Genomic DNA, 14,562 nt, shown 5'->3' on the forward strand with positions numbered 1-14,562 from the left:
GCCATGGCACTGACAGCATCAGTCAAGGAAGAACTGTCCCGTCTGGACATCAAGAAATCATCAGTCCGGAAGGCTGAAGTCTCCGCCATGCTCCGCTTTGCCGGCGGGCTCCACATCATCTCGGGCCGGATTGTCATCGAGGCCGAAGTGGACCTGGCCTCCACCGCCCGCCGCCTCCGGGCTGCCATCGCCGAAGTCTACGGGCACCAGAGCGAGATCATCGTGGTGTCCGCAGGGGGACTGCGTCGTGCCAGCCGCTACGTCGTCCGGGTAGTGCGCGACGGCGAGGCCCTGGCCCGCCAGACCGGCCTCCTCGACGGGCGCGGCCGCCCCGTCCGGGGGCTGCCCTCCGCCGTCGTCAACGGTTCGGCAGCAGATGCCGAAGCCGTATGGCGCGGTGCCTTCCTGGCGCACGGATCGCTCACCGAACCGGGACGGTCCTCCTCTCTGGAGGTCACCTGCCCCGGCCCGGAATCCGCGCTGGCACTTGTGGGTGCCGCCCGCCGCCTGGACATCCAGGCGAAGGCCCGCGAAGTCCGGGGCGTGGACCGGGTGGTCATCCGCGACGGCGACACCATCGCCGCCCTCCTCACCCGCATGGGAGCCCACGACGCGCTGATGGTGTGGGAGGAACGCCGGATGCGCAAGGAAGTACGGGCCACCGCCAACCGGCTTGCCAACTTCGACGATGCCAACCTCCGCCGCTCAGCCCAGGCCGCCGTGGCGGCCGGGGCCCGCGTGGACCGTGCCCTGGAGATTTTGGGCGACGACGTCCCGGAGCACCTGAAGTACGCCGGCGAGCTGCGGGTGGCGCACAAGCAGGCCAGCCTGGACGAACTGGGCCGCCTTGCCGATCCCGTGATGACCAAGGACGCAATCGCCGGACGGATCCGGCGCCTGCTGGCCATGGCGGACAAACGTGCGCAGGACCTGGGCATCCCGGGGACGGATGCCAATGTGACGCCGGAAATGCTGGACGAGTAACAGCCCCCTAGAATCAAAAAGATTCCGGGTGCCAGACGCCCGGATGCACAATCCGAGAGTTACCAACCGGACTGAGTGTCCACGATATTGGAGGATTTTGTGACCGAGTACGTACTGCCCGAACTCAGCTACGATTACGCTGCCCTGGAGCCGCACATCTCAGCGCGCATCATGGAGCTGCACCACAGCAAGCACCACGCAACCTACGTGGCCGGTGCCAACAACGCCCTGGCCCAGCTGGCCGAGGCGCGCGAGAAGGGCGACTTCGCCAACATCAACCGCCTGTCCAAGGACCTGGCGTTCCACACCGGCGGCCACGTCAACCACTCCGTGTTCTGGAACAACCTCTCCCCGGACGGCGGCGACAAGCCCGAAGGTGAGCTCGCAGCGGCCATCGATGACGCCTTCGGCTCCTTCGACGCCTTCCGCGCCCAGTTCTCCGCGGCCGCACTCGGCCTGCAGGGCTCCGGCTGGGGTTTCCTGGCTTACGAGCCCATCGGCGGAAACCTGGTCATCGAGCAGCTGTACGACCAGCAGGGAAACGTGGCGCTGGGCACCACCCCGCTGCTGATGCTGGACATGTGGGAGCACGCCTTCTACCTGGATTACGTCAACGTGAAGGCCGACTACGTCAAGGCATTCTGGAACATCGTGAACTGGGCCGACGTCGCCAAGCGCTTCGAGGCTGCACGCACCAACGCCACGGGTCTCATCACGCTCCCGTAGTGACCCGCGCTTCACACGCATGTAACAAAGTTCACATTTAGGGGGTAAAGCTCCCGGAATGTGGACCGTCCGCCCCCGCACTTGCGGGGGCGGACCCAGTTAAACGTAAGATAGGTCACGGAAGGCGGTTAGCCTTCAGCAATGAGGCTGGTCGCCCTCCGTCTGTAAATCATCTCTGCCCAATGGCGTGCGGGATCTGTTAGTTGGCTTGAACGCCCGCTCAACTAGTTGTGCTTTTGAAAGCACCAAGGAGACTGAAAAAGTGACGACCCGTATTGGTATCAACGGCTTTGGCCGTATTGGCCGCAACTACTTCCGCGCAGCACTGGCACAGGGCGCGGACCTGGAGATCGTTGCTGTCAACGACCTCACCAGCCCGGAGGCCCTGGCCCACCTGTTCAAGTACGACTCCGTCGGCGGCCGCCTGAAGGAAACCATCGAGGTCAAGGACGGCAACATCGTCGTCAACGGCAACGTCGTCAAGGTCCTGGCAGAGCGCGACCCCTCCAACCTTCCCTGGGGCGAGCTGGGCGTGGACATCGTCATCGAGTCCACCGGCTTCTTCACCAAGGCCGCCGATGCGCAGAAGCACATCGACGCCGGCGCCAAGAAGGTCCTGATTTCCGCCCCGGCCTCCGATGAGGACATCACCATCGTGATGGGCGTGAACCACAAGCTGTACGACAACGCCACGCACCACATCATCTCCAACGCATCCTGCACCACCAACTGCCTCGGCCCGCTGGCCAAGGTGGTCAACGACGAGTTCGGCATCGAGCGCGGCCTCATGACCACCGTCCACGCCTACACCGCGGACCAGAACCTGCAGGACGGCCCGCACAAGGACCTGCGCCGCGCCCGCGCCGCCGCCGTCAACATGGTGCCGACCTCCACCGGTGCAGCCAAGGCAATCGGGCTGGTCCTGCCGGAGCTCAAGGGCAAGCTGGACGGCTACGCCATCCGCGTCCCCGTCCCCACCGGTTCCGCCACCGACCTCACCGTCACCGTCTCCCGTGAGACCACGGTGGAGGAAGTCAACGCCGCCCTCAAGCGGGCAGCCGAGTCCGAGGACCTGCAGGGCTTCCTGACCTACACGGACGAGCCGATTGTCTCCTCCGACATCGTTGGCGATCCCGCATCCTCCATCTTTGACTCCGGCCTCACCAAGGTGATCGGCAACCAGGTCAAGGTTGTCTCCTGGTACGACAACGAATGGGGCTACTCCAACCGCCTCGTTGACCTCACGGAGCTTGTGGCAGCCAAGCTGGGCTAGGGTTAGACACATGACATCTCACACCCTCAACGAACTGATCGCTGAAGGTGTCCGCGGGCGGTACATTCTGGTTCGAAGTGACCTGAATGTGCCGCTCGACGGCTCTACAGTGACTGACGACGGCCGCATCAGGGCCTCACTGCCAGTGCTGGGAAAGCTCACGGACGCCGGTGCCCGCGTGCTGGTAACAGCCCACCTCGGACGCCCCAAGGGCGCCCCGGAGGAAAAGTACTCCCTTCGCCCCGCCGTCGACCGCCTGGCCGAACTGGCAGGCTTCAAGGTCTCCCTCGCCGGGGATACGGTGGGCAACTCCGCTAAGGAAGCTGCAGCCTCCCTCCAGGACGGCGAAGTGCTGGTCCTGGAGAACGTGCGTTTCGACGCCCGCGAAACCAGCAAGGACGACGCCGAGCGCGGCGCCTTCGCTGACGAGCTGGTGGCCCTGACGGGCGGCAACGGCGCATACGTCGATGACGCTTTCGGTGCCGTGCACCGCAAGCACGCCAGCGTCTACGACGTCGCCACCCGGCTCCCGTCCTACCTGGGCGACCTCGTGCACACTGAGGTGGAGGTGCTCCGCAAGCTGACGGCAGACACCCAGCGCCCCTACGTGGTGGTGCTTGGCGGCTCCAAGGTTTCGGACAAGCTCGCAGTCATCGACAACCTGCTCGGCAAGGCGGACACCATCCTGGTGGGCGGCGGGATGCTGTTCACGTTCCTCGCCGCATCCGGACACAAGGTGGCCTCCAGCCTGCTGGAGGAGGACCAGATTCCCGTGGTCCAGGACTACCTGAAGCGGGCAGCAGACGCCGGCACCGAATTCGTGGTGCCCACGGATGTTGTGGTGGCGGAGAAGTTCGCTGCCGACGCAGCCCACGAGACTGTTCCGGCCGACGCCATCGAGAACAGCAGCTTCGGTGCCCAGGGCATAGGCCTTGATATCGGTCCGGATTCAGCAGCCGCGTTTGCCGACCGGATCAAGGGTGCCAAGACCGTCTTCTGGAACGGTCCCATGGGAGTCTTCGAATTCGAAGCGTTCGCCGCCGGCACCCGGGCCATCGCGCAGTCCCTGACCGAAACCGGGGCCTTCACCGTGGTGGGAGGCGGGGACTCAGCAGCCGCCGTCCGCACCCTCGGCTTCGCTGACGACCAGTTCGGCCACATTTCCACAGGTGGCGGCGCCAGCCTGGAATACCTCGAAGGCAAGGAACTCCCGGGACTCAGCGTCCTGGACCGGTAGCAGCACCTCCGGCAGCAGTACCTGGCTCTTCAATCCTCCGGCCGGCAGGTTGCCCCGCGGCAGCCTGCCGGCCGAACACTTATCAAGACTTTTTGGAGAATACGTGACAACGTCAACGAACGGCGCCTTCGACCGCAAGCCCTTCATAGCGGGCAACTGGAAAATGAACATGGACCACGTGCAGGGCATCACCCTCCTGCAGAAACTCGCGTGGACCCTCTCCGACGCCAAGCACGACTACAACCGGGTCGAAGTTGCCGTCTTCCCGCCGTTCACCGACCTCCGCGGCGTGCAGACCCTGGTCCAGGGTGATGACCTGGACGTTGCCTATGGCGGCCAGGACCTCTCGCAGTTCGACTCCGGCGCCTACACTGGCGACATCTCGGGCCAGTTCCTGAATAAGCTGGGCTGCACGTACGTCCTGGTCGGCCATAGCGAACGCCGGACCATCCACAACGAGTCCGACGACGTCCTCAACGCCAAGGTGAAGGCCGCCTTCAAGCACGGCCTGGTTCCCGTGCTCTGCGTCGGCGAAGGGCTGGAAATCCGCCAGGCCGGCACCCACGTGGACCACACCCTGGCCCAGCTCCGCGCTGGTGTTGCAGGACTTACCCCGGAGCAGGCCAGCGAGCTTGTGGTGGCCTACGAGCCCGTCTGGGCCATTGGCACCGGCGAAGTAGCGGGGCCGGGTGACGCCCAGGAAATGTGCGCCGCCATCCGCGCCGAGCTCGAGTCCCTGTTCGGAGCAGACGTCGCGTCGAAGACCCGCCTGCTGTACGGCGGTTCCGTCAAGGCAAACAATGCAGCCGCGATCCTGAAGGAACGCGACGTGGACGGCCTGTTGGTGGGTGGCGCAAGCCTCGATCCGGCCGAGTTTGCTAATATTGTCAGGTTCGAGAGTCACCTGGTGACGGACTAGTCCGTCCCGCCGCGCATACTCCCGCAATTCCAACTTTCTGAAAGGCCGTCGTGGACGTTCTTCATGTCATTCTGCAGATCCTCCTGGGCATCACCAGCCTCCTGCTGACGTTGCTCATCCTCCTCCACAAGGGACGGGGCGGCGGACTGTCCGACATGTTCGGTGGCGGCATGAGTTCAGGGCTGAGCTCCTCCGGCGTGGCCGAGCGCAACCTCAACCGGTTCACGGTGATCCTCGGTGTCACCTGGGGCATTGTGATCATCGCCCTGGGGCTGATTATGCGGTTCACCGGCAGCGGCGACTCCTAAAGCACTGCCAAGAGGATCGGCGCGGGCACTGCCGCGGCGCTGATCTGCGAACTAAACTGTGGCTGTCGGTTTCCGGCAGCCACAGTTCTGTTTAAGAGGCAGGAGCCCCGATGGTACATCCAACGTCAGGTTTCCGGGGCACCCGCGCGGGTGTCACGGCAGGATCAGGACCAAGCCTCCAGGCCGCCGAGGACCACGGGAAAAGCCTCCCGCGCGTCCGGATCTCGTACTGGTGCGCCAAGGGACATGAAACCCGGCTGGTCTTCCTCAAACTTCCTGACGACCAGCTTCCTGCCGTATGGGACTGCCGGCGATGCGGGGCCATGGCAGCGAGGGATGGCATGGCGGCCGCCGAGGCCGACGGCATGGACGACGGCTACAAAAGCCACCTGGAATACGTTAAAGAACGGCGCTCCAGCCAGGACGCCGAAGACCTCCTGGCTGGAGCGCTGGAGAAACTACGCGCCCGCAGCGTCCTTCCGGACGAGCTGATGGGGGACGCGTGACGCCGCGTTCTCATCGATGAGCCAGAGGGTCCGCGACGTTCCCCGGGGACCCGCGGCAGGCACCTGGACAGGGTTGGCACCGGCCAGTGCCAGCCCCACTGCACCGGCCTTGTCCTCGCCCGCAACAACCATCCACACCTCAGACGCCGTGTTGATGGCGGGCAGCGTCAGGGAAACGCGCAGCGGAGGCGGCTTGGGCGAATTCCGCACACCCACCACCGTCCGCTCCTTTTCCCGGATTCCGGCATGCTCGGGAAACAGCGACGCCACATGCGCATCGGGTCCCACACCCAGCAGGACAACGTCCAGGCGGGGGAGTGCAGCCGGCTGTTCAGGCCGGTCATCGGACATGTCCGCGGCGTGCTCTGAAGCGGCAGCATCCCGCAGTTGGCGGGCGTAGTCCTCGGCAGCCTCTTCCGGAGTACCGAACTGGTCCGATGATCCCGGTTCATGGATCCGCTCCGGATCCACCGGAATGTGCGAGAGCAAGGCTTCGAACGCCTGCCTCGTGTTCCGGTCGGCATCGTCTGAGGAGACAAACCGCTCATCTCCCCACCAGAAGTTGACCTTGGACCAGTCGACGGCGGGCGCCGCCGGAGAGTCAGCAACAGCCTTGAGCGTGCCAATACCCACCGTGCCGCCGGTCAGGACCACGGTAGCTTCACCGTACTTGTCCTGGACATCAACAAGCTTGGTGATCAGGCGCGCCGCAATGGCCGCCATCAGCACGGACGAATCAGGATGAATGCTTACTCTTGGCTCAACGCTCACTGGGTCGGACGCTCCTTAGATTGGTACGTGGCAGTCCCATAGTAATCACTTCGCCGAACACTTCGTCCGGGTCCAGACGGCGCAGCTCCTCTGCAAGGCAGTCGCGGAGGCTGCGGCGTGGAAGCGAGATCCGCTGGGCAGGCTGGCCCGGCTGGGTCAGTTCGGCCACGGACAGTCCCGGGCGGAAGAGTTGCACGTCGCCGCCGGGGCGGGTGAGGCGGACGCGGCGGATGCCGGTCCCGGCCGGGTCCGCCACGATGGTGACCGGTGCGTCCAGAGTGAGGGTGAGCCAGGCCGCGAGGAGGATGGTGCTCGGGGAGTCCGAGGCACCTTCAACCGCGACGGCGGTCACGGGCGAGGAGTCCACCTGGTCCAGGACAGCGGCGAGTTGGATCCGCCAGTTGGTCAGGCGGGTCCAGGCGAGGTCCGTGTCCCCGGCCCGGTAGGTGGCGTGGATGTTCTCCAGCGCCGCCTGCGGGTCCGGTTCGTTGGCGGAGTCGGTGATTCTGCGGTGCGCGATGCGGCCGATGGAGGTTTCGCAGGCACTTTCCGGTGCGCCGTGCGGCCACCAGGCCACAATCGGTGCGTCCGGGAGCAGCAGGGCGGCGACGAGGGATTCGCTTTCGTGGGCGAGCTGGCCGTAGCCGCGCAGCACGATGACCTCGGAGGCCCCCGCGTCGCCGCCCACGCGGATCTGGGCGTCCAGTTTGTCCGCGGCGTCGGCCCCGGCGTCGGCCAGGACGATGATCCGGCAGGGGTGTTCCCGGCTGGCCTCGTTGGCTGCCTCGATCGCTTCTTCCTCAAGCCCGGACTTGGTGACCACCACGAGGGTGAGCACCCGGCCCAGGGCGATCACGCCGCCCTGCTCACGCAGGGCCATCAGCTTTTTGGAAACGTTCGAGGTGGTGGTGTCCGGCAAATCTACAATCATGGCCTTCTCCAGGTTCGTCCGTCACGGGCCAGCAGCTCATCAGCACTGGCCGGGCCCCACGATCCCGGGGCGTAGGGCTCGGGCTGTTCATCCAGGGTGGCCCAGTATTCCTCGAACGGGTCAAGGATCTTCCAGGACAGCTCCACTTCCTCGTGCCGCGGGAACAGCGGCGGCTCGCCCAGGAGTACGTCCAGGATCAGCCGCTCGTACGCCTCCGGGGACGACTCGGTGAAGGAGTGGCCGTAGCCGAAGTCCATGGTCACGTCCCGCACTTCCATCTGCGTGCCAGGAACCTTGGACCCGAACCGGATGGTCACGCCCTCGTCAGGCTGGACCCGGATCACCACGGCGTTCTGGCCGAAGTCATCCTCACCGTGGTCACGGAACAACAGGTTCGGTGCACGCTTGAACACCACCGCGATCTCGGTCACCCGGCGGCCCAGGCGCTTTCCCGCGCGCAGGTAGAACGGCACACCGGACCAGCGGCGGGTGTGGATGTCCACCCGGATCGCGGCGAACGTCTCGGTGGTGGAATTGGCCGGGATGCCTTCTTCCTCCAGGTAGCCCTGGACCTGTTCCCCGCCCTGCCAGCCGCCGGTGAACTGGCCCCGCGCAGAATGCGTGGACAGGTCATCGGGGAGCTTGACGGCGGCGAGGACCTTTTCCTTCTCCGCACGCAGGTCATCGGCGTTGAAGGAAATGGGTTCCTCCATCGCTGTCAGCGCCAGCAGCTGGAGCAGGTGGTTCTGGATCACGTCGCGGGCCGCGCCCACGCCGTCGTAATACCCTGCCCGGCCGCCGGTGCCGATGTCTTCGGCCATCGTGATCTGGACATGGTCCACATAGTTCGCGTTCCACAACGGCTCGAACAGCTGGTTCGCGAACCGCAAAGCCAGGATGTTCTGGACCGTCTCCTTGCCCAGGTAATGGTCGATCCGGAACACCGCGTCCGCCGGGAATACCGACTCGACAATGTCGTTCAGCTTCCGGGCCGATTCCAGGTCGTGCCCGAACGGCTTTTCGATCACCACGCGGCGCCACTTGTCGCCCTCGGCCTGCGCCAGGCCGTGCTTGGACAGCTGGCGGCAGACCTGCTCGAACGCCTTCGGCGGGATCGAGAGGTAGAACGCATGGTTCCCCCGGGTGCCGCGGACGTCATCGAGTTCCTTGATGGTCTCGCCGAGCCGCTCGAATGCACCGTCGTCGTCGAACTCACCCTGGACAAAGCGGATGCCCTCGGACAGCTGGTTCCACACCGCCTCATCAAAAGGCGTCCGCGCGTAGGCCTGGACGGAGGCCTTCACCTCAGCGGCGAAGTCCTCCTTGTCCCACTCACGCCGGGCGAAACCGACCAGCGCGAAGCTGGGCGGCAACAACCCCCGGTTGGCCAGGTCATACACGGCCGGCATGAGCTTCTTGCGGGCAAGGTCACCGGTGACTCCGAAGAGCACCAACGACGACGGACCGGCGATCCGGTTCAAGCGGCGGTCACGCGGATCCCGCAACGGATTCCGCGGCGGCTTTCCGGGGCGCGCCCCGGACGTCCTGCCGTATTCAGTTTCTGGCATGTTGCTTCTGTGCCTTAGCTTTCAGTAACGGAGGCTGACCTGGCGGACAGCGCAGCAATGATGTCCTGCAACTGTGCCACACCGGCAGCGCGGTCGGTCAGGTGCAGGCGAAGCACGGGACGGCCATGCTCGCTCAGGACCTGGGCGTCACCGGCGGCCTGCGCGGCGATCAGTTCACCGAACGTGAAGGGACGCTCCGGGATGGAAAGGTCTTCGGCCGAAGCAGCTGTGACCTGGAGGAACACACCGATGGCGGGGCCGCCCTTATGGAACTGACCGGTGGAGTGCAGGAACCGCGGCCCCCAGCCGAACGTAACCGGGCGGCCCGAGACGGCGGCAAGCTCATCACGTATGCCCTCGAGCTGCGCGAACGCCAGCCGGTCGAAGTAGGCCTGGACGCTCAGGTAGCTGTCCGGCTGGAGTGTTTCCAACAAAGCTCGGACTGCTTCCTCGGCCGTTGACGCATCGCTCAGCCACTCGCCGCCGCGGACCTCGATGGCGCCGTCGACGAAAGCTGCGGGGGTGGGTTCCGGCTGCGCGTCCAGCAGGCCGCGTGCCGCCACCTTGGCTGCCTCAACGTCGGGCTGATCGAACGGGTTGATACCGAGCAGGCGCCCGGCGACGGCCGTGGCGAACTCCCAGACCATCATCTGGGTGGGCAGCCCGCCAGCGATGGCAACCTGGTTTTCACCGAGTTCGACGTCGGCATCCGGGGCCACCAGCCGGACCACCAGCACGTCCTCGGCCCCGGAGGTTACCTCGGGCGAAGAGGGTCCGGCCACGACCGGCAGGACGCCGGTGCCCAGCTTGCCCGTCGATTCGGCGATGAGCTGCTCGGCCCAGTCGGCGAAGCCCACAATGCCCGAGCCGTCCTCGGCAATGACGATTTTGTTGCGCAGCGGGCTGGTTCCGCCCAACGCGGTCCCGAGCGCAAGGCCGATGTTCTCGGGTGCGTCGTCGTTCAGGACCTCGGCGGCCTCCTCGGCCTCATCCAGGAAGGCCTGGATGTCCACCCCGGCCAGGCCCGAGGGCACCAGGCCGAACGCGGTGAGCGCGGAGAAACGGCCGCCGACATTGGGGTCCGCGTTAAAGACGGCCCGGTAGCCGGCCTCACGGGAGGCCTTGTCCAGCGGGGAACCCGGATCCGTGACGATGATGATGCGGCTCTTGGCGTCGATGCCTGCGTCATTGAACGCCTTCTCGAAGACCCTTCGCTGCGAATCCGTCTCTACGGTGGATCCGGACTTGGAGGAGACCACAATCGCGGTCTCCGCCAGCCGGTCCGCCAGGGCAGCACGGACCTGGTCCGGGTCCGTGCTGTCCAGCACAGTCAGCTCGACGCCGGCGGTGCCCGCAATGACTTCCGGAGCCAGCGAGGACCCGCCCATACCGCACAGCACGATGCGGGTAACCCCTTCGGCGCGGAGGGCGTCGCGGAGTTCCAGGATCTCCTTCACCAACGGCTGGGAGACGGTGGCCGCCTCAATCCAGCCGAGGCGGATGGCAGACTCTGCTTCCGCGTCAGGGCCCCACAGGGTGTGGTCCTTCGCGAAGATCCGGGTGGCGATGCGGTCCTCCACCAGGGCGGGGAGGTGCTGTTCCAGTGCCTGCTGTGCGGCACCTGTGGCTTCGTAGCTGAGTGTGCTCATTGTCGGTTAGGAAGCCTTCCGTGCAGAGGCGAGGGCGCGCTCGACGTCGCCGAGCAGTTCCTTCCAGCTGGCCACGAACTTGTCCAGGCCTTCGGATTCAAGGATTGCGACGACGTCGTTGTAGGAGATGCCGAGCTTTTCGAGGGCGTCGAGGGTGTTGTTGGCTTCGGTGTAGGTGCCGGTGACGGTGTCGCCGGTGACCGTGCCGTGGTCGAAGGTGGCGTCCAGCGTCTTTTCCGGCATGGTGTTCACAACACCGGGGGCGACAAGTTCCGTGACGTACAGGGTGTCCGGGTAGGCCGGATCCTTCACGCCGGTGGAGGCCCACAGGGGACGCTGGGGGTGTGCGCCGGCTTCGGCGAGCAGGGCCCAGCGTTCGGTGGAGAAGAGCTCTTCGTAGACCTGGTAGGCCAGGCGGGCGTTGGCCAGGCCGGCCTTGCCCTTGAGGGCCTTTGCCTCGTCCGTGCCCAGGGCGTCGAGGCGCTTGTCGATTTCGGCGTCCACGCGGGAGACGAAGAACGAGGCCACGGAGTGGATCTTCGAGAGGTCGTGGCCGTTTTCCTTGGCCTGCTCCAGGCCGGACTGGAAGGCGTTGATGACGGCGCGGTAGCGCTCCAGGGAGAAGATCAGGGTCACGTTGACGCTGATGCCCTCCGCCAGGGTGGCGGTGATCGCTTCGAGGCCCTCAAGGGTGGCGGGGATCTTGATGAGGACGTTGTCCTTGTTGACCCTCTTGTACAGGTGCTTGGCTTCGGCAATGGTGCCGGCGGTGTCCCAGGCCAGGCGCGGGTCAACCTCGATGGATACGCGGCCGTCCACGCCATTAGTGGCTGCAGCGACGGGTGCGAACAGGTCGCAGGCGTCGGCGACGTCGGTGGTGGTGATTTCGAAGATGGTGTCCTCGACGGACGCGCCGGCTGCTGCCTGCTTTGCGATCGTGCCGTCGTAGTCGGCGCTGGTTGTGATCGCGGCGTGGAAGATGGACGGGTTGGTGGTCACACCAACCACGTTCTTCTCTTCGATGAGCTTGGCCAGGGTGCCGGTGTCCAGGCGCCCGCGGGAAAGGTCATCAAGCCAGATGGAAACTCCGGCGTCGGAGAGCTGCTGGGTGGGAGTAGTCATTGTTCTATATCTCCTAGGAAATCGGGTTTTCAGGCCTGCAGGCCTGCGAGGGAGTCCTTGGCGGCCGCAGCAACTGCTTCTGCGGTGATGCCGAACTCCTGGAAGAGGCGCTTGTAGTCCGCGGAAGCGCCGTAGTGCTCAAGGCTGACGGAACGGCCGGCGTCGCCGACGAATTCCTTCCAGCCCAGGGCCAGTCCTGCTTCGACGGACACACGGGCCTTGACGGCCGCGGGGAGCACTGACTCGCGGTAGGCGGCGTCCTGCTTGTTGAACCACTCAACGCAGGGCATCGAGACGACACGGGCGGCGATGCCTTCGGCCTGCAGGGCTTCGCGGGCCTTCACGGCCAGCTGGACCTCGGAGCCGGTGCCGATGAGGATGACGTCGGCCGGGACGGTGGCGCCGTCCTTGGCGGCTTCGGCCAGGACGTAGCCGCCCTTGGCGACGCCGGCAACGGAACCGAACGTGTCGCCGTCGGCCTCACCCTCGCCGCGTTCCCAGGTGGGGATGTTCTGGCGGGTCAGGACGATGCCGGCCGGGTTGGAGTGGTTTTCCAGCATCGTCTTCCAGGCCACGGCTACTTCGTTGGCGTCACCGGGACGGACCACGTCCAGGCCAACGATGGCGCGCAGCGAGGCGAGCTGTTCCACCGGCTGGTGGGTGGGGCCGTCCTCGCCCAGGCCGATGGAGTCGTGCGTCCAAACGTACAGGGACGGCACACCCATCAGCGCGCCAAGACGGATGGCGGGCCGCTGGTAGTCGCTGAAGATCAGGAACGTGCCGGAGAACGCGCGGGTCCGGCCGTGCAGGCTGATGCCGTTGACGATCGAGGCTGCGGCGTGCTCGCGGATACCGAAGTGCAGCACACGGCCGTACGGGTTGCCCTTCCACGCGTCCGTCTGCTTCGACGCCGGAACGAACGACGGCGAGCCCTCGATGGTGGTGTTGTTCGACTCTGCAAGGTCGGCAGACCCGCCCCACAGTTCGGGCAGGACCGGGCCCAGGGCGTTCAGGACCTTGCCCGAGGCGGCACGGGTGGAGACGTCCTTACCGGCCGGGAAGACCGGAAGGGCCGCGTCAACATCGTTGGGCAGTTCCTTGGCCTCGATGCGCTGCAGCAGGGCCGCGCCCTCGGGGTTGGCCGCCTGCCAGGCGTTGAAGGACTCTTCCCACTCCTTGCGGGCGGCAGCACCGCGGTCCACCACGGCGCGGGCGTGGGCCAGGACGTCCTGGTCCACGTCGAAGGACTTGGCCGGGTCAAAGCCCAGAACCTCCTTCAGTGCGGCGACTTCCTCTGCACCAAGGGCAGAACCGTGGATCTTGCCCGTGTTCTGCTTTTTGGGGGCCGGGTAGCCGATGATGGTGCGCAGCGACACGATGGACGGCTTGGACGTCTCAGCCTTGGCCGCGAGGAGCGCCGAGTAGAGCTCCTGGACGTCTTCCTTGTATTCACCGGTCTTGGTCCAGTCCACGCGCTGGACGTGCCAGCCGTAGGCTTCGTAGCGCTTGAGGACATCCTCGGTGAACGCGATGTCGGTGTCGTCCTCGATGGAGATGTGGTTCTCATCGTAGACAACAACGAGGTTGCCGAGTTCCTGGTGGCCGGCAAGCGAGGAAGCCTCAGCCGTGACGCCTTCCTGGAGGTCGCCGTCGGAGGCAATGACCCAGATGGTGTGGTCGAACGGGCTGCTGCCGGCGGGAGCGTCGGCGTCGAACAGGCCGCGCATCCGGCGCTGGGAGTAGGCAAAGCCGACGGAGGACGCCAGGCCCTGGCCCAGCGGGCCGGTGGTGATCTCCACGCCGGCGGTGTGCTTGTACTCGGGGTGGCCCGGGGTCAGTGAACCCCACGTCCGCAGCGCCTCCAGGTCCTTCAGCTCCAGGCCGTAACCGGAAAGGAAGAGCTGGATGTAAAGGGTGAGGGAGGTGTGGCCCGGGGACAGGACAAAGCGGTCACGGCCCAGCCAGTCAGGATTCCGCGGGTCGTGCCGCATCAGCTTCTGGAAAAGGAGGTACGCGGCCGGCGCCAGGCTCATTGCCGTTCCCGGGTGGCCGTTGCCCACCTTCTCCACGGCATCTGCTGCGAGCACGCGAATGGTATCCACCGCGCGCTCGTCCAGGCTGGTCCAAGACAGTTCTTGCTCTTCCAAATGTGGCACGAAAACCGGGCCCCTCTCTGTGCTGATGGCAGATGGCACACCGGATCCGTTTTAAGGCACGCTGTGTGGCGCCCGCTGCGGTGTGTACCAGCCGTTCACCATCGAAACGTTGATCTTTTCACTCAGCCACTGGCCAGTCCTGGAATGCGTTTTCCACTGCTTCCTTGCTGCGTGCTGATCTGGTGACAGCTTAGCTCTATTCCACTCTGCGGGAGGCCGAAATCTCACGTTTTGGACGCAATTTCGCCTTATGTGAATCCTTCTGAAGTGAGGGTGAGTTAATCTGCTCGAATCGATGCGCGAGCGATCATCAGCACCAAATGACGGGCCGTTGGGACGGGACCGGCACGGTATGATATTTGGAGGCCAGCGCCGGGTGGCGGACCTTTTTTAGCTCCCGCGACTCCCGGCC

General features: G+C 65.5%; 13 protein-coding genes. 7 read left to right on the plus strand and 6 right to left on the minus strand.

Going from position 1 to position 14,562, the window contains the following annotated elements:
* Nucleotides 1–3 precede the first annotated feature (3 nt).
* From whiA to AC5RUQ_RS15625, 7 genes are all read left to right on the plus strand, one after another.
* The gene (whiA, locus tag AC5RUQ_RS15595; protein ID WP_256247729.1) at nucleotides 4–984 is read left to right on the plus strand and encodes a DNA-binding protein WhiA; all 981 of its coding nucleotides are present in this window, start codon (nucleotides 4–6) and stop codon (nucleotides 982–984) included.
* 99 nt (nucleotides 985–1,083) lie between these two features.
* Nucleotides 1,084–1,710: a superoxide dismutase gene (locus tag AC5RUQ_RS15600; RefSeq protein WP_493948263.1), complete on the plus strand. Its 627-nt coding sequence runs from the start codon at nucleotides 1,084–1,086 to the stop codon at nucleotides 1,708–1,710.
* 262 nt (nucleotides 1,711–1,972) lie between these two features.
* Nucleotides 1,973–2,983 (plus strand): type I glyceraldehyde-3-phosphate dehydrogenase, encoded by a 1,011-nt coding sequence (gene gap / locus AC5RUQ_RS15605; RefSeq protein WP_493948264.1) that lies wholly within the window; start codon nucleotides 1,973–1,975, stop codon nucleotides 2,981–2,983.
* Between the two features lie 10 nt (nucleotides 2,984–2,993).
* Nucleotides 2,994–4,220, plus strand: coding sequence for a phosphoglycerate kinase (locus tag AC5RUQ_RS15610; protein WP_493948265.1), 1,227 nt, complete (start codon nucleotides 2,994–2,996; stop codon nucleotides 4,218–4,220).
* A 103-nt stretch (nucleotides 4,221–4,323) separates the two neighbouring features.
* Complete coding sequence (gene tpiA / locus AC5RUQ_RS15615) at nucleotides 4,324–5,139, plus strand: triose-phosphate isomerase (protein WP_493948266.1); 816 nt, start codon at nucleotides 4,324–4,326, stop codon at nucleotides 5,137–5,139.
* 50 nt (nucleotides 5,140–5,189) lie between these two features.
* Nucleotides 5,190–5,447 (plus strand): preprotein translocase subunit SecG, encoded by a 258-nt coding sequence (gene secG, locus AC5RUQ_RS15620; protein ID WP_307095161.1) that lies wholly within the window; start codon nucleotides 5,190–5,192, stop codon nucleotides 5,445–5,447.
* Between the two features lie 110 nt (nucleotides 5,448–5,557).
* Nucleotides 5,558–5,953, plus strand: a complete 396-nt coding sequence (locus AC5RUQ_RS15625; protein WP_493948267.1) for an RNA polymerase-binding protein RbpA — start codon at nucleotides 5,558–5,560, stop codon at nucleotides 5,951–5,953.
* Here the strand turns inward: AC5RUQ_RS15625 and pgl are convergent.
* Genes pgl through tkt form a run of 6 tightly spaced genes read right to left on the minus strand, consistent with a single transcriptional unit; the run spans nucleotide 5,906 to nucleotide 14,141 of the window.
* Complete coding sequence (gene pgl, locus AC5RUQ_RS15630) at nucleotides 5,906–6,724, minus strand: 6-phosphogluconolactonase (RefSeq protein WP_493948268.1); 819 nt, start codon at nucleotides 6,722–6,724, stop codon at nucleotides 5,906–5,908. The two genes, AC5RUQ_RS15625 and pgl, sit on opposite strands and share 48 nt — an antisense overlap.
* Nucleotides 6,714–7,655 carry a glucose-6-phosphate dehydrogenase assembly protein OpcA gene (locus AC5RUQ_RS15635; RefSeq protein ID WP_163163542.1) on the minus strand — a complete coding sequence of 314 codons (942 nt, stop codon included), beginning with the start codon at nucleotides 7,653–7,655 and terminating at the stop codon, nucleotides 6,714–6,716. Before AC5RUQ_RS15635 ends, pgl begins: the two co-directional genes overlap by 11 nt.
* Nucleotides 7,652–9,223, minus strand: a complete 1,572-nt coding sequence (gene zwf / locus AC5RUQ_RS15640; RefSeq protein ID WP_493948269.1) for a glucose-6-phosphate dehydrogenase — start codon at nucleotides 9,221–9,223, stop codon at nucleotides 7,652–7,654. The genes AC5RUQ_RS15635 and zwf overlap by 4 nt, the downstream gene beginning before the upstream one ends.
* Nucleotides 9,224–9,237: 14 nt before the next feature.
* On the minus strand, nucleotides 9,238–10,872 hold the full coding sequence (locus AC5RUQ_RS15645; protein WP_493948270.1) for a glucose-6-phosphate isomerase: 1,635 nt from the start codon (nucleotides 10,870–10,872) through the stop codon (nucleotides 9,238–9,240).
* Nucleotides 10,873–10,878: 6 nt separating this feature from the next.
* Nucleotides 10,879–11,994 (minus strand): transaldolase, encoded by a 1,116-nt coding sequence (gene tal, locus AC5RUQ_RS15650; protein WP_493948271.1) that lies wholly within the window; start codon nucleotides 11,992–11,994, stop codon nucleotides 10,879–10,881.
* A 29-nt stretch (nucleotides 11,995–12,023) separates the two neighbouring features.
* Nucleotides 12,024–14,141, minus strand: coding sequence for a transketolase (gene tkt, locus AC5RUQ_RS15655; protein WP_493948444.1), 2,118 nt, complete (start codon nucleotides 14,139–14,141; stop codon nucleotides 12,024–12,026).
* Between the last annotated feature and the right edge of the window lie 421 nt (nucleotides 14,142–14,562).

Source organism: Arthrobacter sp. MDT2-3 (assembly GCF_059090465.1).

Coding starts and splice junctions, on each gene's coding strand:
- whiA (WP_256247729.1), top strand. CDS start 4: ATGGCACTGACAGCATCAGTCAAGGAAGAACTGTCCCGTCTGGACATC.
- AC5RUQ_RS15635 (WP_163163542.1), bottom strand. CDS start 7,655: ATGATTGTAGATTTGCCGGACACCACCACCTCGAACGTTTCCAAAAAG.
- tal (WP_493948271.1), bottom strand. CDS start 11,994: ATGACTACTCCCACCCAGCAGCTCTCCGACGCCGGAGTTTCCATCTGG.
- AC5RUQ_RS15610 (WP_493948265.1), top strand. CDS start 2,994: ATGACATCTCACACCCTCAACGAACTGATCGCTGAAGGTGTCCGCGGG.
- zwf (WP_493948269.1), bottom strand. CDS start 9,223: ATGCCAGAAACTGAATACGGCAGGACGTCCGGGGCGCGCCCCGGAAAG.
- AC5RUQ_RS15625 (WP_493948267.1), top strand. CDS start 5,558: ATGGTACATCCAACGTCAGGTTTCCGGGGCACCCGCGCGGGTGTCACG.
- AC5RUQ_RS15645 (WP_493948270.1), bottom strand. CDS start 10,872: ATGAGCACACTCAGCTACGAAGCCACAGGTGCCGCACAGCAGGCACTG.